The following is a 24,844-nucleotide window of genomic DNA, read 5'->3' as shown; positions in this document are numbered from 1 at the left end:
CCGCTCAGCCCAGCGCCTTCTTCACCGCGGCGACGATGGCGTCCTGCGCCTCTTCCGTCAGGAAGGGATGCATCGGCAGGCTCATCACCCGGCGGCCGGCGGCCTCGGACAGCGGGAAGCTGCCCTCGCCCTGGCCCAGGTGGGAGAAGGCCGGCTGCAGGTGCAGCGGGATCGGGTAATGGACGGCGGTGGGCACGCCCAACTCCTTCAGCTTGGCCTGCACCGCCTCGCGCTCGGCGACCTCGATGGTGTATTGCGCGTAGACGTGGGTGTTGCCCGCGCCGATCACCGGCACGCGGGCCACATCCTTCAGCAAGTCGCTGTAGCGGGCGCCGATGCGCTCGCGGGCGGCCACTTCGTCGGCGAAGCTGGGCAGCTTGGCCAGCAGCACCGCGGCCTGGATGGTGTCCAGGCGGCCGTTCAGGCCGATGACCGGATGGTGGTAGCGGCGGTCCTGCCCGTGCACGCGAATCTCGCGGATCTTCTTGGCCAGCGCGTCGTCGCTGGTGAACACCGCGCCGCCGTCGCCGTAGCAGCCCAAGGGCTTGCTGGGGAAGAAGCTGGTGCAGCCGATGGTGGACAGGTTGCCGGACTTCTTGCCGTGCTGGCTGGCGCCGAAGCTTTGCGCGCCGTCCTCGATCACCGGAATGCCGTGCTTGTCGGCGATGGCGTTGATCGCGGCGAAATCGGCCGCCTGGCCATACAGGCTGACCGGCATGATCGCGCGGGTGCGCGGCGTGATCGCGGCTTCCAGCAGGTTCGGGTCCAGGTTGTAGCTGACGGGGTCGATGTCGACGAACACCGGCTTGGCGCCCAACAGCGCGATCATCTCGCCGGTGGCGATGAAGGTGAACGGGGTGGTGATCACCTCGTCGCCGGGGCCGATGCCCAAGGCCATCATCGCGATCAGCAGCGCCTTGGTGCCGTCGCAGACGCCGATGGCGTGCTTGGCGCCGGTGTAGGCCGCCAGTTGCTCCTCCACCTCCTTCACCTCCGGCCCCATGATGTACTGGCCATGATCCAGCACCGCGTGGATGCGGGCGTCGATGTCGGCTTTCAGATGCTGGTATTGCGCTTTCAGATCGATGAACTGGATGGACATAAGAGGATCAACCCCAAATCAATATTTTAGAAAATCGCGCGGCGGCGGCCCACCGCAAACGATGGGGAGCCGCCCTGGACAGGCCGCGCGGGCGGCGCTTACTCGCCGCTCTTGATCGGCGTGCAGTGATTGCCGCCAACCTCGTAATGGATGCCGCATACCGGGCAGGAGTGCGTGCCGATATCATTGGACAGCCGCTCGCCACAGGAGCACATCCAGCCGATGCGCTTGGCCGGCGCGCCCACCATCAGCGCGTAGGCCGGCACGTCGCGGGTGACCACCGCGCCGGCGCCGATGAACGCGTACTCGCCCACCGTGTGGCCGCAGACGATGGTGGCGTTGGCGCCGATGGAGGCGCCCTTCTTCACCACCGTGCGGCGGTATTCGTTCTTGCGGTTGACGTGGCTGCGCGGATTGTTGACGTTGGTGAACACCATGGACGGGCCGCAGAACACGTCGTCCTCCAGCGTCACCGCGTCGTAGATCGACACGTTGTTCTGCACCTTGACGTTGTCGCCGATCAGCACGTCGTTGCCGACGAACACGTTCTGGCCGAAGGAGCAGCCTTTGCCTATCTTCGCCCCACCGCAGATGTGCACCCAGTGCCAGACGCGGGTGCCTTCGCCCAGGGAGGCGCCTTCATCGACGATGGCGCTGGGGTGGATGTGAACCTGGCTCATTTTTGCCGCTCCCATTTTTCCAAAAGCTTGTCCAGGCGAGTCAATTGCTGCTCGGAACGAACCATCGCCTTTTCCTGACGGCTCATCAGGTCCTCATAGCGAGCCCGCTGGCGCTCGGCATCCCGCTGCTGCGCCGATGCCGCCGCAACTTGCTTTTGGGCTTCGACATGCGCCCCGAAAGAAGAAAATATCAACATCAAGACACCACCAACCAGCCAGAATCCCAGGCCCCACAGCGCGCCATCCACTATCTTTCTGAACATGCTGTCCGCCTTAGTAATCCAGCGGCAGGCTGACGCGGCGGCCATCGCGGGCGGATAGGTACATCGCGATCAGCAGTTCCAGCGACTTCAGGCCCTCGCGGCCGTCGGTTTCCGGCGCGGCTTCGCCGCGCATGGTCTTGATCACATTGTCGTAGTACAGCGGGTGGCCGAAGCCGTAGACGCTGGTGGTCGCGTAGCTGGCTTTCTTGATGTCTTCATCCATCGCGTGCGGCTCGGCGAATTCCCAGTGCTGGATCTCATTGACGGCCACGCCGCCCACGCGCACCGAGCCCTTCTCGCCCAGAATGGTGATGCTGCCTTCCAGATTCTTCGGATAAGTCAGCATGGTCACGTTCATGCTGCCCAAGGCGCCGGAGCGCCATTTGACGCTGACGGTGCCGGTGTCTTCCACTTCGATATTGCGGGCCAGCGTGGCGGTGTAGGCCTGCACGCTTTCCACCGGGCCGATCAGCCAGTCCAGCAGATCGACATAGTGGCTGGCCTGATTCATGAACGCGCCGCCGTCAAACTCCCAGGTGCCGCGCCAGCCGGCCGCGTCGTAGTACTCCTGCGGACGGGTCCAGAACACATTGACGTTGACCATGTAGATGCGGCCGAAGCGCTTTTCGGTCATCGCGCGCTTCAACAACTGCAGCGTGTCGTTGCGGCGGTTCTGCTTGACCACGAACAAATGCCGGTTCGCCTTGTCGGCGGCCTTGACCATCTCCAGGCCGTCTTCCCAGCGGGTGGCCATCGGCTTCTCGGTCATCACATGGAAACCGGCTTCGGAGCACTCGATGCTCTGGCTCGGATGCAGGCCGGACGGCGTGGTCAGAATGACGATGTCGGCATTGGTTTTGGCCAGCATGTCGGTCAGGCTGGCGTGGCCGCGGGCCCCGGTGCGCTCGACTGCGGCCTGCAGCGCGGCCGGATCGATGTCGCAAACGTCGACCAGCTCGGCGCGGTCGGCGTGCTTCTCCAGCGCGCCGAAGTGATTGTTGGCGATGCGGCCGCAGCCGACCAAAGCGAAGCGGATCTTGCGATCGGCAATCGGAGGAGTCACTATCATTTGAACGTCCAGTAACGTACTGAATACACCAGTATCTTCAAATATTCGGCCAGCACCGCGCCGGCGTCATACAGGGCAAGGCTGTGGCGCAAATCGTTGCCTGGATACACGATGTGCATGCCCCAGTCCACGTCCGGCCAGGCTTGGCGGAAAGTCTCCAGCGCCCTCCTGGAATGGAACCACGAGGTCACCAGCGTGGCGCGCCGCGGCTGATGCGAGGCCAGCGCCTGCCGTGTGAATTCGGCGTTTTGCCGGGTATTCCGCGACTGGCACTCATAGCCTATCTTCCCGCGCGGCACGCCGGCCATCACCAGCCTGCGCACGATCAGCAGGCAATCGCCCTCGCCGCTGACGAAGACGAAAGGCGCGCGGCCCTGATGATACAGTTCCGCAGCGCCTATCACCCGCTCGCCGCTTTCCCCGCCCAGCACCACGATCCAGTCCGCGCGCGGCTGGGGCACCTCGGCCACCAGCCAGCTCTTGGAATAGCGGATCAGCGGCGTCAGCGCCAGCGCGGCCAGCAGCGTGAACATTCCCAAGCCCGCCAGCCACGCCCCCGCCCGGGGAAAGCGCCCTTGCATCCCTTAAGCCTTGACGATGTGCTCTGCAGGCTCCAGGTACTTGCCGCGGCTGTCGACCACCAGCTGGGCCTTGGCCTTGATCAGCTCGTAGTCGAACTTGTCGTGGTCGGTGGCCAAGAGCACGCAGTCGTAGCTGGCGATGGATTCGGCGGTCAGCGGCACGCTCTTCAGATCAAACGCGTGTTCGCGCATCTTCGGGAACACCGGCACGTGCGGATCGCTGTACGCCACTTCGGCGCCCAGGTCGCGCAGCTTTTCCATCAGGAACACCGACGGGCTCTCGCGCATGTCGTCGACATTCTTCTTGTAGGCAATGCCCAGCACCAGCACGCGGCTGCCGTTGATGGCCTTTCTGCGCAGATTCAGCGCGGAAGCCACCTTGGACACCACGTAGTCCGGCATATTGCTGTTCACTTCACCCGCGAGCTCGATGAAGCGAGTGTTGACGCCGTACTCGCGCGCCTTCCAGGTCAGGTAGAACGGGTCGATCGGAATGCAGTGGCCGCCCAGGCCCGGGCCCGGATAGTAGGGCACGAAGCCGAACGGTTTGGTGGCCGCGGCGCGGATCACTTCGTGGATGTCGATGCCCATCTTGTCGGCGACGATCTTCATCTCGTTGACCAGGCCGATGTTGACCGCGCGGTGGATGTTCTCCAGCAGCTTGGTCATTTCGGCGGCGCGGGTGGACGACACCGGCACCACTTTGTCGATCACCGCGCTATACAGCGCGACGCCGATTTCCTGGCAGGCTTCGGTGACGCCGCCGCACACCTTGGGGATGGTGCGGGTGGTGAAGTTGGGATTACCCGGATCCTCGCGTTCCGGCGAGAACACCAGGAAGGCGTCGCTGCCCACCTTCAGGCCGCGCGACTCCATCCGCGGCAGCAGTTCTTCGTCGGTGGTGCCCGGATAGGTGGTGGACTCCAGCGACACCAGATGGCCTGCGCGCAAGTAAGGCACCAGGCTGTCGATGGTGTTCAGCACGAAGGACAGATCCGGCTCGCGGTACTTGTTCAGCGGCGTCGGCACGCACAGAATCAGCGTGTCGGCTTCGCCGGCGCGGGAGAAGTCGGTGGTGGCTTCGAAGCCGCGGGTCAGCGCGGTGGCGATGCTGTCGGCGGAAATGTGCTCGATGTAGCTGTTGCCGGCCATCAGGGCGTCGACCTTGGCCTGGTCGATATCGAAGCCCAGCACCTTGTAGCCGACCTCGGCGAAACGCAGCATCAGCGGCAGGCCGACATAGCCCAGACCCACGATGCCGATCACAGCGGATTTGTCCGCGATACGATTGAGCAGTTGCTGCTTGATCACGATGAATGTCCCAACAGGATGTAAAAGCTTGAGCGGCAGACGCCTGTCTGCCGCCCGGTCATTTAGTACTCGGGTTTAAGGCACTGCCACTTCCGACCCGGGCCCATGGCCCGAAACCGGCGCATGATACGCGCGCAACTTGGCATTATACGCCGCCTTGCTTGGGACTTTGGGTAAGCAAACGTAACCGCCGCGCCCTTTCCGCAACGGATTTGTCCTGGCTCAGATCAGCAGGTGCCCGGCGGTCTGCTGGTTGGTCTGCTTCAGCCGGTTGACGAACTCGCCGAACTCCAGCCCGAAACGCCCCTCCAGCTCGTCGGCGCGCTTCTTCAGCGCCTCCCACTGCGTCAGGCTCGGGCTCTGGCGAAAGGCCATCACCGCGACGTTGCCGTGGGTGGCGGCAGGCAGTTCGATCACCCGCCCTTCGAAAACGTTCAACAGCCGCTCGATGAAAGCCTGGTAGCGCTTGTCGCCGCTCCACCAGTTGGTGACGAACACGCCCTTGGGACTCAGCGCGCGCTTGCAGTCTTCGAAGAAGTCTTCCGTCGTCAGCGCGTCGACGATCTGCAGGCCGTCGAAGCCGTCCACCAGGATGGCGTCGGTGGAGCCGCGGAAGATCTTCACGTAATCGGCACCGTCGGCCTCGACGATCTCGAAGAAATCGCCCTCCTCAGGCAACTGGAAGAAGGCGCGCGCCACCGCGATCACCTGCGGATTGATGTCCACCGCCACGCTGACGGCGTCAGGCAGGTACTCATCGATGAATCGCGCGAAGGAACCGCCGCCCAGGCCGATCTGCAGGATATGCTTGGGATCGTCGTTCCACAGCAGAAAGCCCATCATCGCGCGGCTGTAGGACAGCACCAGATCCGGCGGATCGTCGAGGTCCATCGAGCTCTGGATGGTTTCCGATCCCAGGTGCAGCGAGCGGATATTGCCCTCTTCCGAGATTTCCACCTCCGGCATCGCCTCCACCGCCGGCCGCACGCGGCGGCGGAACGGGTGCAGCGCCCTACGCGCCACAACCGGACTCCTTGGCGCGGGAGTCCAGGATGCTGATGGTGCGCTTCTGCGGCGCGGGCTCGTCCGCGTCGTCCGCATCCGGCGCCGGATCGCGGAATTCTTCCTTGTCGAAGGCGGTGTCGCCGTCGGCGAACGGCGCGTCGCCGGTTTTCAGCGCGGCGAAATCGTACAGCTTGGTGTCGGCCAGGTGCGACGGGACGACGTTTTGCAGCGCGCGGAACATGCTCTCGACGCGGCCGGGGAAACGCTTGTCCCAGTCGTTGACCATCTCCTTCACCACCTGGCGCTGCAGATTGGGCTGCGAGCCGCACAGATTGCACGGAATGATCGGGAATGCTTTCCAATCGGCATAGCGGATGATGTCCTTCTCACGGCAATAGGCCAGCGGGCGGATCACCATGTGGCGGCCGTCATCGGACACCAGCTTGGGCGGCATCGCCTTCATCTTGCCGCCATAGAACATGTTCAGGAACAGCGTGTGCAGGATGTCGTCGCGATGGTGGCCCAGCGCGATCTTGGTGGCGCCCAATTCGTCCGCCACGCGGTACAAGATGCCGCGGCGCAGGCGCGAACACAGGCTGCAGGTGGTTTTGCCTTCCGGCACCAGCCGCTTGACGATGGAGTAGGTGTCTTCCTCGACGATGCGGTACTCCACGCCGATAGACTTGAGATACTCCGGCAGCACGTGCTCCGGGAAGCCCGGCTGCTTCTGGTCCAGATTGACCGCGACGATGGAGAAGTTGATCGGCGCGGACTTCTGCAGGCCCAGCAGGATGTCCAGCAAGGTGTAGCTGTCCTTGCCGCCCGACAGGCAGACCATCACGCGGTCGCCCTCTTCGATCATGTTGAAATCATTGATGGCGTCACCAACGTGGTGGCGCAGGCGCTTGGCCAGTTTGTTGCCTTCAAACGCGGCCTTCTTGGCCTTGTCGTCGAGCGCGGCGTTCAGTTCGGACATGGGTACGGCTAAGAAATTGAAAAACAGGCGATTTTACCGTTTTCCGCCGCCAAAATCCATGGCGGCGGAAAACCGTCACAGCACGATGCCGCGGCCGCCATCCACCGCCAGGATCTGGCCGGTGACGTAAGTCGCGTCCAGCAACAGAAAAGCCACCGCGCGGGCGATGTCTTCCGGCACGCCGGTGCGCTGCAGCGGAATGGTCGCTTCTATTCTGGCGCGAACCTCCGGGCCGAACGATTCCGCGCCGTCCGGCCACAAATTGACGCCCGGCGCCACGCCGTTGACGCGCACCGCCGGCGCCAGCTCGATCGCCAGGCTGCGGATCAGCTGAGCGTGGCCGGCCTTGGCCAGGTTGTACACCACATGTCGCGCCATCGGCCTGTCCACATGGATGTCGGCGATGCCGACGATGGCGCCGCCGCGCCGCGTCAGCTCCGGCGCCAAGGCCTGGCTGAGAAACAGCGGCGCTTTCAGATTGCTGCCCATCAGATCGTGCCAGGCGGCCTCGTCGATCCTGCCCACTTCCGTCGGGAAGAAACTGGACGCGTTGTTCACCAGGCCGTCCAGCCGGCCGAAGGCCGCCACCGCGCGCGCCGCCAGCTCCGGCAGCGCCGCGGCATCCAGCAAATCGGCCTGGACCAGCTTGGCGCTGTCCGGCCGCGCCGCGTTCAATTCCGCCGCCAGCGCCTCGGCGTCGGCGCGCGAGCCGCGGTAGTGCAACACCAGCCTCAGCCCGCGCGCGTGCAGCAGCCGGGCGATGCCCGCCCCCACCCGGCGCGCGGCGCCGGTGATCAGGACCACGCGCTCATCTTGTTGTCGCTCTGTTAGCATTGCTCCCTCGAATCGAATTCCTCGCCCCTTCACGGGCGCTGCGCTTTGCACCACAATCGCGCCACATTGTAGCAGGACGACAGCCATGACCACCTTACCCGCCGCCAGTCCAGAAGCGCTGGCCACCAGCAAGGCCCTGTGCGGCCGCATCAGCCAGGCCGTCGCCGAGGCCGGCGGCTGGATACCCTTTTCGCATTATATGGAATTGGCGCTATACGCGCCTGGCATGGGCTATTACGCGGCCGGCAGCAGCAAGCTGGGCGAGGGCGGCGATTTCATCACCGCGCCGGAGCTGACGCCGCTGTTCGGCCAGTCGCTGGCCCGCCAGCTGGCGGAGCTGCTGCCGCAGACCGCCGGCGCCATCTACGAATTCGGCGCCGGCACCGGCAAGCTGGCGATAGATCTGCTGGCCGAGCTGGAGACGCTGGGCTGCCTGCCGCAGAAGTACGTGATCCTGGACCTGTCGCCAGACCTGATCGACCGCCAGCGCGACAATATCCGCGCCGCGCTGCCGCGCCTGGCCGGCCGCGTCGAATGGGCCGACCGGCTGCCGGACGCCATCGACGGCATCGTGATCGGCAATGAATTGCTGGATGCGATGCCCTGCGAGATGGTGTTCCGCGACGAAAACCGCGCGCTGCGGCAGCGCGGCGTCACCATCCGCGACGGCGCCCTCGCCTATGAAGACCGCGATTTCGCCGACGCCCGGCTGGCCGAGCTGGCCGCGCAGCTGGTGCCGGACATCCCGCGCTACGAGACCGAGATCAGCCTGGCCAACCGCGGCTTCATCTCCACCGTCGCCGGCGCGCTGACGCGCGGCGCCATCCTGATGATCGACTACGGCCACGCCGCGTCCGAGTACTACCACCCGGAACGCAGCATGGGCACGCTGCTGGGCCACTACCGCCACCACACGGTGCAGGACCCGTTCTACCTGCCCGGCCTGATGGACCTGACCTGCCACGTCGACTTCAGCGCCGTCGCCCAAAGCGGCATCGATGCCGGCCTAGACCTGATAGGCTATACCAGCCAGGCGCAGTTCCTGGTCAACTGCGGCCTGGTGGACCGGCTGCAGTCGCTGGACCCCAGCGACGTCAAAACCTATCTGCCGGTGGCCAAGGCGGCGCAGCGCTTGCTGTCGCCGCAGGAAATGGGCGAAACCTTCAAGGCGATGGGCTTCGGCAAAGGCGTTTCCATAGACTGGCTGGGCTTCGCCCGCGGCGACCGCTGCTACACGCTGTGAGCCCCCGCCACAATCCCGCAAAAGGCGCTTGACAGCTTCTGGGGCGCTGCGTATAGTTCGCGTCTCGGTGCGACAGCATCGAAATGTGGCGAATTAGCTCAGTCGGTTAGAGCGACGGAATCATAATCCGCAGGTCCGGGGTTCGAGTCCCTGATTCGCCACCACAGTTTGACGAGAAGACGCGAAAGCGGTTTCTCCACGGCGAATTAGCTCAGTCGGTTAGAGCGACGGAATCATAATCCGCAGGTCCGGGGTTCGAGTCCCTGATTCGCCACCAATACCATCAAGGGGTTACAAGATTTTTCTTGTAGCCCCTTGATGCATTTCACTCCCATGCAGGCACTGCATTCCGCATGAACCTATCCCGATGCATGCCCGCGCCCCACTCCAACCCATCCTACCAGAAACGCATCGCCCAAGCTCAGGCGTGAACCTGATTTTGGCCAGCCGCTCCAAGCCGCTGCCCAGCGGATTCGCGCGACAGAGCTAGGCCAGCCCTCCCGGGTCCGCGCAAAAAAACAGGACTGCTGCGCTAAGATGAAGCAGTGGGGAGGGCCGTAAGAAATGGATTTCGTCATTACCGAACAGCTGCAGAACGTGCTGTTTGAGCATATCGCTCGCAGTGAAAATGGCATTGCCGTAGTGGATGCCAATGACTTGATCCTCTTCCACAACGACACCTTCCTGGAAATGTTCGGACTCCAGGACCGCCCTGTCGTTGGTTGCCGGTTCGATGACTTAATAAGCTGGATGCATGCCCATGGCGTCGGCGCCAAGACCCACGGCGTCTCGCGGGAGGACTGGCTGTCCTCAATGCGCAGCCAATACCGCTCTGCCGCGTTTCGCAACTTTGAGCTGGATCTGGTTGACGGCAGATGGCTGCTGATGACCGAGCAGGTCAATCCCTCCGGAGAAGTCGTACTGGTGGGCAGCGACATCACCCGCCTGAAACAGACCGAGCACGCCTTGCGCGTCGCCCAAGAAGAACTGGAAAAACAGGCATGGTCAGACGAATTGACGGGGCTGCCCAATCGACGCCATTTCATGCAAAGGCTTGACGGCGAATATCGCCGAGCCTTGCGCCACCAGCACCCCTCCACGCTAGCCATTCTGGACTTGGACCATTTCAAGCGGATCAATGACCAATATGGCCACCCTGCCGGCGACGCCGTATTGAGGCACTTCGCCGGACTGCTGCATGAAAATTTGCGCAAGGAAGATATGACCGGTCGTCTGGGCGGAGAGGAGTTCGGTCTGCTATTGCCCGAAACGACGCAAGAAGAGGCGCTGGGCGTGTTGGAACGCATCCATCAGCAGTTGTCCCTGCAAAGATTGGACGCCATCGCTCCGGACTTTGCCTATACCTTTTCTGCCGGCTTGATGGCGCTTGCTCATGACCACCCCCTCAGCCTGCAAGAATGGATAAGCTCGACCGACCAGGCCTTGTATCAAGCCAAAGCCGCCGGCAGAAACCAGGTGGCGGTCTATCGCGGAGAAACGCAATGAACCGCCCAGGGCAGGCTCTTAAAACAGGCTCGCCCTGCCCGTTCGCCATCCCCTAGCCGTCAAACACCCCGATCCGGAAGCGCTTTTTTCTGCCTGCTCTTCCGTTCCGGGGCATAGCCACGCAAGAACACCGCAACCGCAGCCCGCACCGATTGCGCTATCTGATCGTTCGACGGCAGCTCGCTGCTTGCGCCAAGCAAATGCCGCTGATATTCAGACTCCAGCATGCCGAGAAGATGCGCGGCGGCCGTCGCCGGCTCGGCCTCGCGCAGACGCCCGGCCTCCATCTCCTGGCCCAGATAATCGGCCAGCTTGTCTATCTGCCGTGCCAAGCCCTTGTCATACAATAGCCGGCCCAGGCCCGAACGCCGGCCCTCCGTAATGATGATGCCGCGCAGCGTGACGAGACTGGGCTGCAACATGCTGGCCAGAAAGTGCTCGCCGAACTCCTGCAATGTAATGTCTATATCTTTGCCAGGATCCAGACGATCGAACGAGGATGCCAGCAGATCGATGGCCAGTTTTTTCATGACCATCTCGAACAGCTCTTCTTTGGACGGGAAGTAGCCATACAGCGTGGGCTTGGTCAAGCCGATGCGTGAAGCGATTTCCGCCATCGAAGTCGCATCATATCCTTGCTCGAGGAAGACTTCCGCCGCCCCCTCGATGATAGCCTGGCGGCGGCTCTCTGTTTTTACGCGCATGTCGCCCTGGAATGGATATCGCAAGCTGAACTTGCCGAAGGCTGCATTCTAGCACCATAAGCATACCGATCAGTCAAGATATGTCAGAGCCAGCGAGCGAGCGCGCAACGTCTGCGCCTCGCCAGGAAAGCACCCAGCTCCAGCCGCGCCATCTCCCCATCCAGCAAGCGGACAAGCCGGCCCATGCTGGAATGCGGCTCCTCGCCCATCGCGATGCCGCGCATCATCGACAGGTCCGGACTCAGGATCACGTCCAAGCAGCGCTCGCCAAACCGTCGCCGCGCCCTTTCCAGGTCATCGCATGGCGTCAGGCTGGCAAGGGCGCGCATCATGCGCTCTGCCGCCTGTGTCTTCATCACCACACGGAACAGTTTCTCCTGGAAGGGGAGGCAACGGAACAAAGCAGCGGTCGATCCCCCTTGCCCTAGGCGCGCTTTCCGCCTTAGACGCGGCTTGGCAGCCGAATTCCAAAAGACTGCGGCCGCAGCCGGCACGATGCCTGGCCGGCTAGTCTCGCGTCCCACTCAATAACTTTACCAATAAGTTTAATTAATCATTGACAGCGACAATTCGCCATTGATATAAATTTACTCATTGGTTTAGTTAAGGAGATGAACATGACCGCTGATGCAGGACTTGCCACCCGCGTGATCACACGTTGCGGCGCAATGCTGGCGCTGAGCGGCGCGCTTGCCGGCTGCGCCGGCATCCCGGATCTGGGCCCCAAGCCGCAAGCACATACGCTAGCGCAGCTGCAAAGCGCGCGCAGCCTGCCAGGCTCCGGCGAAGCCTGGGCAGCGCAACAGTGGTGGAAACGCTACGGCGATGATCAGCTCGACCAGATGATGGACGAGGCCTTGGCCAATTCCCCGGACCTGGCCACGGCGCAGGCTCGCCTACTCAAGGCGGAAGGCTATGCCCAGGCCGCCGGCGCCAGCTTGCTGCCCAGCGCGGATCTGAATCTCAGCTCGACTCGGCTGAAGCAAAGCTACAACAATGGCGCGCCCAAAGCCTTGGCGCCGCAGGGCTTCAACAGCGCGTCCCGCGCGGCGCTGGACTTCAGCTACGAAATCGATTTCTGGGGAAAAAACCGCGACTCGCTGGCCGCGGCCACCTCCGAACTCGAGGCCGCCCGCGCCGAAACGGCGCAAAGCCGCTTGATGCTGACCAGCGCCATCGCCGCCGGCTACGCGCAACTCGCCAGCCTGCACGCCGACCGCGACGCGGCGGAAAAAGCGGTGCAAGTGCGCCGCGACAGCCTGCAATTGCTGAAAGACAGGCAATGGCACGGCCTGGAAACGCTGGGCAGCGTGGAGCAGGCGCAATCCCGTCGCGCCGCGGCGGAAGCGGACCTGATCGCCGCCGACGAGGCCATTGCACTGCAGCGCAACAGCCTGGCCGCCTTGCTGGGCGCCGGGCCCGACCGCGGATTGGCCATCCATAGACCGGCTGTCGACCTCAGCCGCCCGCAGGCGCTGCCGGCTACGCTGCAGGCGGAGCTGATCAGCCGCCGCCCGGATCTGACCTCGGCCCGCTTGCGCGTCGAAGCAGCGGCCAAGCGCATCAATGTCGCCCGCGCCGGCTTCTTTCCCAACGTCAATCTGACGGCTTATGTCGGCGGCCAGTCGCTGGGCGCGATCGACCTGCTGACCAAGTCCGGCTCCAGCATCGCCGGCATCAGCCCGGCCATCAACCTGCCCATTTTCCGCGGCGGCCAGCTGCAGGGCGAATACCGCGCCGCCCGCGCCGGCTACGACGCCGCCGTGGCCAGCTACAACCAGACCCTGATCCAGGCGCTGCGCGAAGTCGCCGACGCCGTCACCCGACAACGCACGCTGGAGCCGCAATTGTGGCAACGCCAAGCCGCGCTGGAATCAGCCGAAGAAGCCTACCGCGTAGCGAACGACCGCTATCGCGGGGGCCTGGCCAACTACCTGACGGTGCTGAACGCGGAAGACAGCGTCATCGACACCCGCCGGGCGCTGACCGATCTGCAAAGCCAGCAATTCATGCAAGACATCGCGTTGATCAAGGCGCTGGGCGGCGGCTATCGCGACGCCGGCATCTGATCCGCCATCGAACTCTCAATACGTCATTCAAGGAATCCAGCCATGAGCGCCCAAACCGAAACCCTGCCCGCCTCCGGGATGCCCGCCGACAAACTGCCCGCGCGCCGCAAGAAGCTATTCCTCCAGCTCGGCGCGGCCCTCGCCGTCGCCGCCGTCGGCTACGGCGGCTACTGGACCCTGGTGGCTTCCCACTATGTCAGCACCGACAACGCCTATGTGGCGACCGAGGTGGCTCAGGTCACGCCGGAAGTGGCCGGCACCGTGCGAACGGTTGATGTCGTGGATACCCAGCATGTCAAGAAGGGCGACGTCTTGGCGGAACTGAACGACAGCGACGCCAAGCTGGCGCTAGCCCAAGCCCAGGCGGACCTGGAACGCGCGCAGCGCCGCGTGAAAGGCTATTTCGCCAACAATGACAGCCAGTCCGCCCAGGTGCAGGCGCGCCAGGCCGAACAAGCCCGCGCCGCGGCCCAGCTCGTTGCCGCCAAGTCCGATCTGGAGCGCGCCCAGCTCGACTTCCAGCGCCGCCACGCCCTGGCCAAGAACGGCTCGGTCTCCGCCGAGGAATTGAGCAACGCGCAAAACGCGCTGTCCGTGGCCGAGGCCAACCTGCGCGCCGCGCAAGCCGCCGCCAGCCAGAGCGATGCCAACTACCGCGCCGCCATGGAGGCGCTGAAGAGCGGCCAGACCCTGACCAGCGACGCCACCGTCGACAGCAATCCGGAAGTGGCGCTGGCGCGCGCCAAGCGCGACCAGGCGCGGCTGGATCTGGCGCGCACGGTGATACGCGCGCCGGTGGACGGCGTGGTGGCCAAACGCCAGGTTCAGATCGGCCAGCGCGTGCAGGCGGGCACCCCGCTGCTTGCCGTCGCGCCGCTGCAGCAGGCCCACGTGGACGCCAACTTCAAGGAAGTGCAGCTGGAAAAAGTGCGCATCGGCCAGCCGGTCAAGCTGACCTCCGACCTCTACGGCGACGGCGTCGAGTACCACGGCAAAGTCGTCGGGCTGTCCGGCGGCTCCGGCGCGTCCTTCGCGGTGATTCCGGCGCAGAACGCCACCGGCAACTGGATCAAGGTGGTGCAACGCCTGCCCGTCCGCATCGCGCTGGACCCGGCCGAACTGCAAGCCCATCCGCTATCGGTCGGCCTGTCGATGACCGCCACCATAGACACGCGCGCCAACTGAGGTAACGGCCATGTCCCACTCCACCACGCCAGCCTCGCCGCTGACCGGCGCCACCTTGTGGCTGGCCGCGCTCGCCCTGTCGGCAGGCAATTTCATCGCGGTGCTCGACACCACCATCGCCAACGTATCGGTGCCCAATATCGCCGGCGGCCTGGGCGTGGCCGCCAACCAGGGCACTTACGTCATCACCTCGTACGCGGTGGCCGAAGCCATCACCGTGCCGCTGACCGGCTGGCTGGCCGCCCGCTTCGGCACGGTGCGCCTGTTCATCGCCTCCATGATGCTGTTCGGCCTGTTCTCGCTGCTGTGCGGGCTGTCCCATTCATTGGAAACGCTGCTGCTGTTCCGGGTCTTGCAAGGCCTGGCCGGCGGCCCGCTGATGCCGATGTCGCAGACGCTGCTGCAACAGATTTTCCCAAAGGAGAAGGCCAACGTGGCGGTGGGCTTGTGGAGCATGACCACGCTGGTGGCGCCGGTGCTGGGGCCGGTGCTGGGCGGCGTGCTGTGCGACCAGGTCAGCTGGCCTTGGATCTTCTACATCAACGTGCCGATCGCGCTGCTGTGCGGCTGCCTGGGCTGGCGATTGCTCAAGGGGCAGGAGAGCGCGCGGCAAAATTCGCGCATCGACGCCATAGGCCTGGGCTTGCTGGTGGTGTGGGTGGCCGCGTTGCAGATCATGCTGGACGAAGGCAAGGACCTGGACTGGTTCGCCTCCACGGAAATCGTCTACCTGGCGATCATCGCCGCAGTCGGCTTCCTGGCTTTCCTGATCTGGGAGCTGACCGACCACAATCCGGTGGTCAATCTCAGAGTGTTCCGCCACCGCGGCTACTGGGTCAGCGTGACGACCATCGCGCTCGCCTTCGGCTCGTTCTTCGGCGCCACCGTGCTGACCCCGCAATGGCTGCAGAGCTATATGGGCTACACCGCCACCGACGCCGGCATCGCCCAGGCGCTCAGCGGCGTGCTGTCGGTGCTGGCCGCTCCATTGGTTGCCCACCTGACCACTCGCATGGACCCTCGCCCCCTGGTGTTCATGGGCGTGATGTGGCTGGGCGGCGTCACCTTGTTCCGCAGCTTCAACACCACCGACGTCGGCTTCTGGCAGGTGTCCATTCCGCTGTTCTTCCAGGGGCTGGGCATGCCGTTTTTCTTCGTGCCCTTGATCGGCCTGGCCATGTCCAGCGTGGATGAGCCGGAAATGGCCTCCGCCGCCGGCCTGATGAACTTCCTGCGCACCATGTCGGGCGCCATCGCCACCTCGCTGGTCACCACCGGCTGGGACGACAAGGCCAAGAAGTACCACGACATCCTGACCGGCATGGTCGACAGCGGCGGCGAGGCCATGCGGCAGATGAGCGCCGCGTTTGGGGCCGAATCCGCGCGCAACATGCTCAACAGCCTGGTGGACGCGCAAAGCATCATGCTGTCGACCAATGAAATGTTCTGGATCAGCGGCCTGTCCTTCGTGGTGGCGGCCTGCTTCGTCTGGCTGGCGCCGAAACCGACCCGCGTAGCGGACACCAGCCACGTGCACTGAGCGCGGCCAGCAACATTCCGCTCACGCCTGAGGCCGCCGCGCCGATGCGGACCGTGCCAGCGGTACGGCAACGCGGCACCAGGCTTGTTGGCGGCGCCTGGGGCCTACGCCCAGCGCATGCGTCCCCTTGCCGCCGCTCCCGTCAAACCGACGCATCGGGTATTCACCATGAAAATTTTCAGCCGCTGCCTTTTGATCTCGGCCGCCACTTTCATTTTCGCCGTCGCCGGATGCGGCTTGCATACGCTATTCCAGGCCCGGATTGCCCATTCCGGCGATCTGATCCGGTCCATCTCCGCGCTGATCGGCACCTTGTTTTCCATCGTGCTGGGCTTGCTGGTCTCGTCATCGTATACCGCCTTCAACAGCCACCAGACCGACTTCAACGCGCTGGCCGCCGCGGCCGCCAATATCGATCTCCTGCTCAAGCAATCTCCAGAAGAGTCGGAAGCATCCCGATCCTTGCTGAAAGACGTCATTTTGCGAATATTGGGCCGCTACTGGCCAAGCAAACGCGACTTTGCCGTGCACGAGCTGAGCTATAAAGACCTGGCTGGCGATATCGAGGCCTTGTTGAAAATAAACCACCGCTTCCAGGCATTCAAAAATGTCAGCCGCGACGACTTGAATGCCATCCGCCAGTTTTCCAACCACTTCATCACCATTCAGTCGAACATCATCCGCAGCCTGTCAAACCAGATTCCATCCTTGCTGCTGGTGATTGTATTCGGCTGGGCCTGTCTGCTGTTTTCCTGTATGGCATCCTGAATGGCGGCGATGCGCTCTCCTTATCCATCCTGTTCTTGGGCGCCGTCGCCATCGCCAGCGCCAACTTTCTGATCCTGGAATTGACCCATCCCTGCCAGGGCATATTCACGGTTTCCCGCACGCCATTCGATCTATTGCTGGAATCGCTCAACAAGGAGGCGCACGCCGACGTATCCGTGATTGCCGCCTCGCCATGACCATGCGGCTACGCTCAATCCCCCTCGCAAATCAGCCTTTGCAGGACAAGAGTGTCCGCATCCAGGCGCATAGCCATGCATTTAACTCGGCGGAATCATCATCCGCAGGTACGGAGTCCAAGTCCCGGACTCGCCACCCCATGCCAACCAGGCCAGCGCAAGCTGGCCTGGTTCTGCTGTTCGATCGCCCCGGAAGAGGCTCCCGCGCCGCCTATTGAACCATCCGGCCCGGCGCTATACTCAAGCACGACTCCACCCTCAGAGCCGCCCATGATCCGCCCATCTCCTCTGCTCGGCAGCTTCCGGCTTAGACTGGCCATTTTGTTCGGCGGGCTGTTTCTCGCCTCGGCGCTGCTGGCCGCCGCCTGCCTCGACCAAGTGCTGTCCGACCGCATCGTGCGCGACCAGGGAGAGGCGATGAGCAGCCTGGCCGGCAGCATCGCCAAGGCCATCGAAAGCAATCTGCGGGAACGCCACCGAGAAGTGCTGCTGCTGGCGCAAACACCCACCTACGTTCGGGCGCCGCTGGACGGCGACGACCTGCGCCAGAGCCTGGAGCGCACCAAGCAGGCCTACAAGTACTACGCCTGGATCGGCATCGCCGACACGCAAGGCAAGATCGTTTCCGCCGCCGGCGGCATGCTGGTCGGCCAGAGCGCCGCCAAGCGCCCCTGGTTCATCCACGGCCTGCATGCGCCTTTCGTCGGCGACATCCACCAGGCCGTGCTGCTCGCCAAGCTGATGCCCGCCTCCTCCGCCCAAGGCGAGCCGCTGCGCTTCGTCGATTTCGCCTCCCCGGTTTACGACCCATCCGGCAAGCTGCGCGGCGTGCTGGCCACCCACGCGCTGTGGGACTGGGTGGAAGACATCATCCGCGAGCGATTGCCGCCCAAGTCCGGCCTGGAAACCTTCATCGTCGACCGGCACGGCAACCTGCTGTCTCCGTTCGACGCGGTGGGAAAAATACGGTCGCCGGCGCCGATGCCGGCGGAGCAGAGCTTCCGCCTCGGCCCCTGGCCCGGCGGCGGCGACTACCTGTACAGCGAATCCCGGGTGCAGGAGGCAGGGCTGGGTTGGCGCGTGATCGTCCGCCAGCCCAAGCAACAGGCGCTGGCGGCGCTGAACCGCCTGCGCGGCGCCTTGATGCTGCTCGGCCTGGCCGCCAGCGCGCTGCTGATGGCCGCGGTCTACCGGCTGGCCACCTCGTTCAGCCGGCCGCTGGAGCAGCTGGCCGGCACCGCGCAGCGCGTCGGCAGCGGCGAAGAAGACGCCGACTGGGCCATAAGCGGCGGCACGCAGGAATTGCGCCAGTTGTCGGAAGCGATGCGCAACATGACCTCCTCGCTGCTGGCCCGCAAACAACAGCTGGCCGATATCAACGCCAACCTGGAGCAAATGGTGGCCGACCGCACCGAACAGTTGCGCGAGTCCAACCACTTGCTGCTGCGGAAGGCCGCGGAACTGGCGCTGCAAGCGCGCCAGGATGCGCTGACCGGCCTGCACAACCGCATGGCCGCCAACGAGCAGCTGCAGGAGGAACACCTGCGCTACAAGCGCGCCGGCGCGCCGTATGCGGTTCTGCTGCTGGACGTCGACCACTTCAAGCGCGTCAACGATACCTTCGGCCACGATGCCGGCGACCGCGTGCTGCGCCACATCGCCGACACGCTGCGGGATTCGGCGCGCGCCACCGACTTCGTCGCGCGCTTCGGCGGCGAGGAGTTCCTGCTGCTGCTGCCGGCAACCGACGCCGCCGGCGCGGCGGTGCTGGCCGAAAAGATCCGCGCCGCCGTCGAGCAATCGCAGGCTCCGGATGTCGGCCGGATCACGATCAGCATAGGATTGGCCACCGCCGACGCCGCCGATGCGCAGCCGGAAGCGGCGGTGAAGCGCGCCGATCTGGCGCTGTACCGCGCCAAGACCGGCGGCCGCAACCGGGTCGAAACCGAGGCGGCAAGCTGAGCCGGCCAATTTATCCACAGCATCGAGCGCGCCGCGCGGTTTATCCACAGTACGTCGCGTGGCGCCCGGACTGACAGTCAGCCGCCCGGCAGCGCCCGCTCCAGCAAATAGCCGATATCCACCGCCCGCGCGTCCAGCGCGCCCGCCACCCGCCCCCAGTGTCCGTCCGCCAGCCTGCTGGCGATGAAGCCGTCGGCCACCGCCGCCGGCGCGCATGCCCGTAGCAAGCAGCCTTGGGCGGTCAGCGCCAGCTGTTGGGCGAAGCGGCGGCCGAGCGCCTCCAGCTCCGGCGCGGACAAGGCCGCCATCGCCATGAGATCCGCCAGCGCGGCGCGCAGACGGCGGTCGTCGCCGGCCAGCCCGGCCAACTCGTCCAGCAGCCGCTGCCAGGCCTCCGGCTCCCGCCGCAGCGCCCGCATCACGTCCAGGCACATCACATTGCCCGAGCCTTCCCAGATCGAATTGACCGGAGCCTCGCGGAACAGCCGCGCCATCGGGCCGGCGTCGACGTAACCGTTGCCGCCGAACACCTCCATGGTTTCGCCGGCCAGCTCCACCGCGCGCTTGCACACCCAGAACTTGGCCGCCGGCGCGACGATGCGCTTCCAGGCCGGCTCGTCGTTTTCAAAGCCCTCGGCCAGCCGCGCCGCCAGCCGCAGCGCCGCCTCGCTCTCCAGCGCCAGATCGGCCAGCACCGCGCGCATCAGCGGCTGCTCGGCCAGCCGCTTGCCGAAGGCGGCTCGCCGGCGGGCGTAGGCGATGGACTGGACCAGGCCCTGGCGGATCAGGGCCGCGCTGCCGATCACGCAATTGAGCCGGGTATAGGCGGCCATCTCGATGATGGTGGGGATGCCGCGGCCGGGGTCGCCGATCAGCACGCCCCAGGCGTCCTGGAATTCCACTTCGCTGCTGGAGTTGCTGCGGTTGCCCACCTTGTCCTTCAAGCGCTGGATCGCCACCGCGTTGCGGCTGCCGTCCGGCCGCCAGCGCGGCAGGTAGAAGCAGGACGGGCCGCCGTCACGCAACTGCGCCACCACCAGATGGGCATCGCTCATCGGCGCGGAGTAAAACCATTTGTGGCCGCGCAGCGCGTATTCGCCGCCGCGTCCGCCGGCGCCGATCGGCGTCGCGGTGGTGGCGTTGGCGCGCACGTCGGAACCGCCCTGCTTCTCGGTCATGCCCATGCCCAGCCAGGCCGACGCCTTGCGTTCGACCGGCAGGTCGCGCGCGTCGTGGTCGCGGCTGAGCAGCTTGTCGCCCAGCTGCGCCCATAGCACCGGCTCCCGCCTCAGCAGCGGAATCGCCGCCTGGGTCATGGTAGCCGGGCACAGGGTGCCGGCCTCCACCTGGCCGTGCAGGTAGAACCCGGCCAGGAAGGCGGTCCAGCGTCCCTTGCGCTCGCTGTCGAACGGCAGCGACACCAGCCCCTGGGCGCGATACAGCGCCAGCAGCTCGTGCCAGGACGGATGGAATTCGACGCGGTCGATGCGCCGGCCGCGGCGGTCGAAGGCCTGCAGCTGCGGCGCGCAGCGGTTGGCCTGCTCGGCCAGCTCGAAGGTCGCCGCGCGGCCCAGCCGCTCGCCGTAATCGGCCAGCCAGGGCCCCGCCCAGTCCGCGCCGGCGCGATGCAGGGCCTCCTTCAGCGCGACATCGGTGTCGAACAGACTGTAATCCTGCAACTCGTCGTACTGATTGCTCACCTCGTGGGTCTGCCAGCTCATGCGCCGCTCCCGAATGGCTGCGCCGCCTCGCGGCGGCGCTCAAATGAACGTTTGCTCCATCACTTCAGCTTAGCGGACCGGATCGCCGGCCGCAGCCGGCCCAAAGCGCATCAGCGCAGCGGCAGGTGCACGTCGGTCAACAGCAAATGCTCCGGCGTGTCGCTGGCCAGGTTCAGGTAGTGGAAGTACACCGGGAAATCGCGCAGCGCCTCGCCGCTGGCCGGCAACCACTCCCGGTACAGGTACCAGATTGTGTCGCCCAGACTATGATGCGATCCATGATGGCAGGCCACCGCGCAGCGCCCGCCCGGAATCTGCTTGGCGATCACGCCTTGCGGATTGGCCGGCACCGGCCCCGCGACGCTGCCGCAGATGTCGAAGCGGAACCGTTCCAGCTCGACGGTTTCCGGATTGTCGTAGGCGATGCCGTAGGTCTGGCTGCCGGCGACCGGCGACAAGCCGCTCGCCTTGCGCCACTCGATGAAGCGCAGCGCGCTGTCGTTGACCCGCTCCGGCGGCCCCAGATGTTCCAGCGCCGCCACCATGACGGGCTCGGCGGTGATGATGTTGACTTCCATGCTGTCCATTCTTTCTTTGACCGGAGGCGTCATCCGCGCATGCCAGCCCGGCCAATCCGGACGGCGCCGGAACTCGCTGGGCGAACAGCCCAGCGCTTGCCGGAAGGCGCGCGAAAACGACTCGGGATTGTCGAAACCGCAGTCCAGCGCGATGGAGGTGATCTTGCGCCGCGGCTGGAACGCCAGCCAGTACGACGCCCGGCGCAGCCGCTGCATCAGGATGTAGCGGGCCACGCCCACGCCCAGATACGCTGAAAACTGTCGGTGGAAATGGAAGCGCGAGAAATGGGCCAGCTGGCTCAGCCGCTCGACATCGAGGGGCTGGTCCAGATAGCTGGCGATGTGATCCAATACTTTTTCGAAACGCCGCGCGTAGCGGTCCGCCTTGTCCATGCTCGTCCTCCATGGCGGCCACTATGCGGGAATGCGCGAAAACCTTCTTGACGCGGCTTGCTCTGTTTCACGCCGCGTCCGGAACCGGTGCCGGGCATGCCAGCATACAATACGCCCGGCGCCGGGTGCGCCTCAGTCCGCCGCGCGCGCCCAGTCCTCGATCAGGCGCTCCGGCGTGCGGCAGGCGCGGCGCTTCAACACGAAGCCCTGGCAGCGTTCGGCGAAGCCGCGGCGGTTTTCCAGCATGTCCTGCCGCATCTCGTCCAGCTCCGCGCGCCGGCACTGCTGCAGCCGGGCCGGGTCCAGCTCCTGCTTGCGCCGGGCAAGCTCCGGCCAGTTGCGCTCCGCCGCGCCGGCCATGCTCAGCAGCCAACTGCCGAAGGTTTCCGGATCGTGCGGGCCGATGTCCTGCACCATGCCCAGCCGCCAGGCCTGGCGCGCGCCGATGGGCAGGCAATCGCCGCACAGCCTGGCAGCCGTCTCGCCGCCCACGGCGCGCGGCAGGGTATAGGTCCAGTATTCGGAGCCGTACAGGCCCATGGTGGCATAGTGCGGATTCAGCACCACGCCCTGGCGCGCCAGCACCACGTCGGCGGCCAGCGCCAGCATCACGCCGCCGGCGCCGGCGTTGCCGGCCACGCCCGCCACCGTCAGCTGCGGCGCGGTGAGGATTTCCAGGCAGACGTCGTCTATCGCCTGGATGTTGCGCCACGCTTCCTCGCCCGGATGCTCCGCCGCCTGGATCACGTTGAGATGGACGCCATTGCAGAAGCTGCCGCGGCCGCTGCGTATCAGCAGCACCCGGGTGTCCTGCCGCTTCGCCCACTGCAAGGCCCGCACCAGCCGCTGGCAGTGCTCGGTGCTGAGCGCGCCGTTGTAGAACTCGAAGGTCAGCTCGCCCACCCGGCCCACCTCGCGGTAGCGGATGGGCTGATAGCTCTCCTCGCAGTGCGGGTGGGTATCCACCGCCCACTCCAGCCGGGGCGCGCCGTCCAGCAGGCCGCCCAGTTCGTGGCGGGCCGGCCGCTTGAAGGTTTCCTCGCCCGGCGCCGGCTGCCGCCGCACCGATCCGATCCACAGGCTGGCGTCGCCGCAGGCCACCAGCACCGCGTCGTCGTGCACCGCCAGGATGCGGCCGGGCTCGCCGGTCCGGTGGTCGAGATGGGCGTCGCACAGGAAATAGCGGCCGCCGGCCAGATCGGCCAGCACGCCGGGCTGGCCGTCGGCGGCGTCGATGCGGCGCTTGATATCGGCCGCCGGCTGGCGCCAGTCGAAGGCGCGGTCGGACTGCTTCATGTTCGGCTGCAGCCGGCCGGCCACCTGCGGATCAGCGTAGTCGACGTCCTGCGGCGGGTAGCCGCCGGCGAATTTCTCCACCACGTCGCGGATGCAGTACATCGCGGCGTCGCTGACCGGCCCGTTGTAGAGTTCGGACTTGCGGATGCCCGGCGGCAGGTCGAACTCGCGGCTGGACCACACCGGCCCGGCGTCCATCTCTTCCACCGCCTGCAGCGCGGTCACGCCCCAGCGCTTCTCGCCCTTCATGATCGCCCAGTCCAGCGCCGACGCGCCGCGGTCGCCGACAATGCCGGGATGGACGATCACCACCGGAAACGGGCTGTCCCGCCACAGCTCGGCCGGCACCCTGTCCTTCAGAAAGGGGCAGATCACCAGCTGCGGCCGCGCCTCCCTCACTTGGCGCGCCACCTCGTCGGCGTCGGTGAACAGCACCACGCTCGGCTTGTGGCCGGATTCGCGCAACTCCAGCCAGGCGCGTTGGGTCAGGCCGTTGAAGGCCGTGGACAGCAAAACGATTCTCAAGGCTTGCACTGCATTCTCCCGCGTATGGGCTCGGACAAGCGCCGCATGCTACGCAGCCCATCGGGGGAACAATTTGACTCAAAACAATTTAAATGCAGCCGTCATCGCATGCCTGACCCAAGGATCAGGTGCCGCCCACAGACGCCGATCTCGCCTCCTCCAGCCCGCCCTCGCTCCGCAGCCGCGCCGCCATTTTCATGAATGCCCGCGCCGGTCAGCGCAAACGGCGCCGCGCGCGCCTCGCCGATCGTCGCGCTCAATCCGGCCATGATCGCGCTGGCCTCCTGCCTGCTGCGGAAGGAGGCCTTGCCGCCGCTCAAGCTGGCCGGCGCGGCTGGCGGCGACCTGCTGATCCTGGGCCGCGTCGCCTGCTGGGCGGCTTACAGCGTCGGCTCGCGCAGCCTGTCGCAGGCGCAGGGACCGCTGCAGACGGCCACCTGATCCATCTTGCTGGGCACGGCGATGCTGTGGCTGGCCGCATGGCTGCGCGGCGACGCCAGCCTCGCCGCCATCGGCAAGCTGGGTGCCCTCCCGTTCAACCTGAGCCTTGTTTCCGTTGCCAGCCCGCCGGCGGCAACGGATAATCGCCGTCCGTTTGACAGGGGGTGGACCAATGGATGAGACAAGCGTGCGCCTGTCCAAGCGCATGGTGGAACTGGGCCTGTGCTCGCGACGCGAGGCCGACGCCTGCATCGAACAGGGCTTGGTGAAAGTGGACGGCAAAGTGGTCAATACGCTGGGCGCGCGGGTGCGGCCGGAACAGCAGATCACGCTGGCCGGAACGCCCCAGGCTCTGGCGACGCTGCCGGTGACGATGCTATTGAACCGCCCGGCGGGCGAGGACGCGCCGCCGGCGCAGCTGCTGGGGCCGGACAGCCGCTCGCCGCAGGACGGCGCGGAACAAGTCTGGCTGGCGCGCCACCGCCAGCACCTGAGCGTCCTCGGCGCCGTGGATGAGCGCTGCCACGGCCTGCTGGTCCTGACCCAGGATAAAAAACTGCCGCGCCATCTGGCCGAGTGCGAGATGGAATTCCTGCTGCAAGTGGAGCGGGCGCCGGCGGCCGACGAGCTGAAAGCACGCGTCGCCGCCATCCGCCTGGACGGCAAGCCCTTGCGCCAGTGCAAGATCAGCCGCCAGAGCGACCACCAGCTGCGCTGCGCGGTTTACGCGCCGCGCCTCGGCTTCTTCGCCGAAATCAGCCGCCAGCTCGGCGTCAGCCTGCAAAGCGCGCGCTGCATCCGCATCGGCCGCCTGGCCCTGGCCGGGCTGCAGCCGGGACAATGGCGCTATCTGCAGCCGTTCGAACGCTTCTGATCCTTGCCCGCGCCAGCCCGC

General features: G+C 65.5%; 25 protein-coding genes and 2 tRNA genes. 13 read left to right on the top strand and 14 right to left on the bottom strand.

Annotated elements, in window-relative coordinates; translation table 11 throughout:
• Positions 1 to 4: 4 nt before the first annotated feature.
• The 9 genes from ACY3GB_RS16885 to ACY3GB_RS16845 form a co-directional block, all read right to left on the bottom strand.
• On the bottom strand, positions 5 to 1,102 hold the full coding sequence (locus tag ACY3GB_RS16885; protein ID WP_463089750.1) for a DegT/DnrJ/EryC1/StrS family aminotransferase: 1,098 nt from the start codon (positions 1,100 to 1,102) through the stop codon (positions 5 to 7).
• Between the two features lie 98 nt (positions 1,103 to 1,200).
• Positions 1,201 to 1,782, bottom strand: a complete 582-nt coding sequence (locus ACY3GB_RS16880) for an acyltransferase (RefSeq protein WP_463089749.1) — start codon at positions 1,780 to 1,782, stop codon at positions 1,201 to 1,203.
• On the bottom strand, positions 1,779 to 2,045 hold the full coding sequence (locus ACY3GB_RS16875) for a hypothetical protein (protein WP_463089748.1): 267 nt from the start codon (positions 2,043 to 2,045) through the stop codon (positions 1,779 to 1,781). Before ACY3GB_RS16875 ends, ACY3GB_RS16880 begins: the two co-directional genes overlap by 4 nt.
• Before the next feature lie 10 nt (positions 2,046 to 2,055).
• Positions 2,056 to 3,114, bottom strand: coding sequence for a Gfo/Idh/MocA family protein (locus ACY3GB_RS16870; protein WP_463089747.1), 1,059 nt, complete (start codon positions 3,112 to 3,114; stop codon positions 2,056 to 2,058).
• Positions 3,111 to 3,647, bottom strand: a complete 537-nt coding sequence (locus ACY3GB_RS16865) for a YdcF family protein (protein ID WP_463089746.1) — start codon at positions 3,645 to 3,647, stop codon at positions 3,111 to 3,113. Before ACY3GB_RS16865 ends, ACY3GB_RS16870 begins: the two co-directional genes overlap by 4 nt.
• A gap of 51 nt (positions 3,648 to 3,698) precedes the next feature.
• Entirely contained in the window at positions 3,699 to 5,003 is a 1,305-nt protein-coding gene (locus ACY3GB_RS16860; RefSeq protein WP_463090952.1) for a nucleotide sugar dehydrogenase, read from the bottom strand.
• A gap of 225 nt (positions 5,004 to 5,228) precedes the next feature.
• Entirely contained in the window at positions 5,229 to 6,029 is an 801-nt protein-coding gene (locus tag ACY3GB_RS16855; protein WP_463089745.1) for a polyamine aminopropyltransferase, read from the bottom strand.
• Entirely contained in the window at positions 6,019 to 6,987 is a 969-nt protein-coding gene (gene ttcA, locus ACY3GB_RS16850; protein WP_463089744.1) for a tRNA 2-thiocytidine(32) synthetase TtcA, read from the bottom strand. Before ttcA ends, ACY3GB_RS16855 begins: the two co-directional genes overlap by 11 nt.
• 75 nt (positions 6,988 to 7,062) lie before the next feature.
• A complete protein-coding gene (locus ACY3GB_RS16845) occupies positions 7,063 to 7,821 on the bottom strand; it encodes a pteridine reductase (protein WP_463089743.1) in 759 nt (252 codons plus the stop codon).
• Between the two features lie 85 nt (positions 7,822 to 7,906).
• On the opposite strand from ACY3GB_RS16845, the gene ACY3GB_RS16840 reads away from it, so the two are divergent.
• The 4 genes from ACY3GB_RS16840 (at position 7,907) to ACY3GB_RS16825 (ending at position 10,570) form a co-directional block, all read left to right on the top strand.
• The gene (locus tag ACY3GB_RS16840) at positions 7,907 to 9,064 is read left to right on the top strand and encodes a class I SAM-dependent methyltransferase (protein WP_463089742.1); all 1,158 of its coding nucleotides are present in this window, start codon (positions 7,907 to 7,909) and stop codon (positions 9,062 to 9,064) included.
• An 87-nt stretch (positions 9,065 to 9,151) separates the two neighbouring features.
• Positions 9,152 to 9,228 (top strand) — tRNA-Met (locus ACY3GB_RS16835).
• A gap of 36 nt (positions 9,229 to 9,264) precedes the next feature.
• Positions 9,265 to 9,341, top strand: a tRNA-Met gene (locus ACY3GB_RS16830).
• Positions 9,342 to 9,628: 287 nt separating this feature from the next.
• Positions 9,629 to 10,570 carry a GGDEF domain-containing protein gene (locus ACY3GB_RS16825; RefSeq protein WP_463089741.1) on the top strand — a complete coding sequence of 314 codons (942 nt, stop codon included), beginning with the start codon at positions 9,629 to 9,631 and terminating at the stop codon, positions 10,568 to 10,570.
• Between the two features lie 59 nt (positions 10,571 to 10,629).
• On the opposite strand, the gene ACY3GB_RS16820 is transcribed toward ACY3GB_RS16825, so the two are convergent.
• Both ACY3GB_RS16820 and ACY3GB_RS16815 read right to left on the bottom strand, forming a co-directional pair.
• Positions 10,630 to 11,274: a TetR/AcrR family transcriptional regulator gene (locus ACY3GB_RS16820; protein WP_463089740.1), complete on the bottom strand. Its 645-nt coding sequence runs from the start codon at positions 11,272 to 11,274 to the stop codon at positions 10,630 to 10,632.
• A gap of 83 nt (positions 11,275 to 11,357) precedes the next feature.
• Positions 11,358 to 11,606, bottom strand: coding sequence for a hypothetical protein (locus ACY3GB_RS16815; RefSeq protein ID WP_463089739.1), 249 nt, complete (start codon positions 11,604 to 11,606; stop codon positions 11,358 to 11,360).
• A 285-nt stretch (positions 11,607 to 11,891) separates the two neighbouring features.
• Between ACY3GB_RS16815 and ACY3GB_RS16810 the strand changes: the two genes are divergently transcribed.
• The 6 genes from ACY3GB_RS16810 (at position 11,892) to ACY3GB_RS16785 (ending at position 18,995) form a co-directional block, all read left to right on the top strand.
• On the top strand, positions 11,892 to 13,343 hold the full coding sequence (locus ACY3GB_RS16810) for an efflux transporter outer membrane subunit (RefSeq protein ID WP_463089738.1): 1,452 nt from the start codon (positions 11,892 to 11,894) through the stop codon (positions 13,341 to 13,343).
• Between the two features lie 42 nt (positions 13,344 to 13,385).
• Positions 13,386 to 14,528, top strand: coding sequence for an HlyD family efflux transporter periplasmic adaptor subunit (locus ACY3GB_RS16805; protein ID WP_463089737.1), 1,143 nt, complete (start codon positions 13,386 to 13,388; stop codon positions 14,526 to 14,528).
• A gap of 10 nt (positions 14,529 to 14,538) precedes the next feature.
• Entirely contained in the window at positions 14,539 to 16,068 is a 1,530-nt protein-coding gene (locus ACY3GB_RS16800) for a DHA2 family efflux MFS transporter permease subunit (protein WP_463089736.1), read from the top strand.
• Positions 16,069 to 16,185: 117 nt separating this feature from the next.
• Positions 16,186 to 16,836 (top strand): bestrophin-like domain, encoded by a 651-nt coding sequence (locus tag ACY3GB_RS16795; RefSeq protein WP_463089735.1) that lies wholly within the window; start codon positions 16,186 to 16,188, stop codon positions 16,834 to 16,836.
• Between the two features lie 35 nt (positions 16,837 to 16,871).
• Positions 16,872 to 17,033 carry a hypothetical protein gene (locus tag ACY3GB_RS16790; RefSeq protein WP_463089734.1) on the top strand — a complete coding sequence of 54 codons (162 nt, stop codon included), beginning with the start codon at positions 16,872 to 16,874 and terminating at the stop codon, positions 17,031 to 17,033.
• A 270-nt stretch (positions 17,034 to 17,303) separates the two neighbouring features.
• On the top strand, positions 17,304 to 18,995 hold the full coding sequence (locus ACY3GB_RS16785; protein WP_463089733.1) for a sensor domain-containing diguanylate cyclase: 1,692 nt from the start codon (positions 17,304 to 17,306) through the stop codon (positions 18,993 to 18,995).
• Positions 18,996 to 19,072: 77 nt separating this feature from the next.
• On the opposite strand, the gene ACY3GB_RS16780 is transcribed toward ACY3GB_RS16785, so the two are convergent.
• From ACY3GB_RS16780 to ACY3GB_RS16770, 3 genes are all read right to left on the bottom strand, one after another.
• On the bottom strand, positions 19,073 to 20,716 hold the full coding sequence (locus ACY3GB_RS16780; RefSeq protein WP_463089732.1) for an acyl-CoA dehydrogenase family protein: 1,644 nt from the start codon (positions 20,714 to 20,716) through the stop codon (positions 19,073 to 19,075).
• Positions 20,717 to 20,826: 110 nt separating this feature from the next.
• Positions 20,827 to 21,687, bottom strand: a complete 861-nt coding sequence (locus ACY3GB_RS16775) for an AraC family transcriptional regulator (protein ID WP_463089731.1) — start codon at positions 21,685 to 21,687, stop codon at positions 20,827 to 20,829.
• A gap of 132 nt (positions 21,688 to 21,819) precedes the next feature.
• Entirely contained in the window at positions 21,820 to 23,517 is a 1,698-nt protein-coding gene (locus tag ACY3GB_RS16770; RefSeq protein ID WP_463089730.1) for a hydrogenase maturation protein, read from the bottom strand.
• Positions 23,518 to 23,709: 192 nt separating this feature from the next.
• On the opposite strand from ACY3GB_RS16770, the gene ACY3GB_RS16765 reads away from it, so the two are divergent.
• Genes ACY3GB_RS16765 through ACY3GB_RS16755 form a run of 3 tightly spaced genes read left to right on the top strand, consistent with a single transcriptional unit; the run spans position 23,710 to position 24,823 of the window.
• Positions 23,710 to 23,949, top strand: coding sequence for a hypothetical protein (locus ACY3GB_RS16765; protein WP_463089729.1), 240 nt, complete (start codon positions 23,710 to 23,712; stop codon positions 23,947 to 23,949).
• Between the two features lie 21 nt (positions 23,950 to 23,970).
• Positions 23,971 to 24,129, top strand: a complete 159-nt coding sequence (locus ACY3GB_RS16760; RefSeq protein ID WP_463089728.1) for a hypothetical protein — start codon at positions 23,971 to 23,973, stop codon at positions 24,127 to 24,129.
• Positions 24,122 to 24,823, top strand: coding sequence for a S4 domain-containing protein (locus ACY3GB_RS16755; protein WP_463089727.1), 702 nt, complete (start codon positions 24,122 to 24,124; stop codon positions 24,821 to 24,823). The genes ACY3GB_RS16760 and ACY3GB_RS16755 overlap by 8 nt, the downstream gene beginning before the upstream one ends.
• The last annotated feature ends 21 nt before the right edge of the window (positions 24,824 to 24,844 follow it).

The organism is Chromobacterium sp. Ag138 (assembly GCF_055181315.1).
The sequence above is the reverse complement of the archived record's forward strand: the minus strand, read 5'-3'. Positions and strand labels throughout refer to the sequence as shown.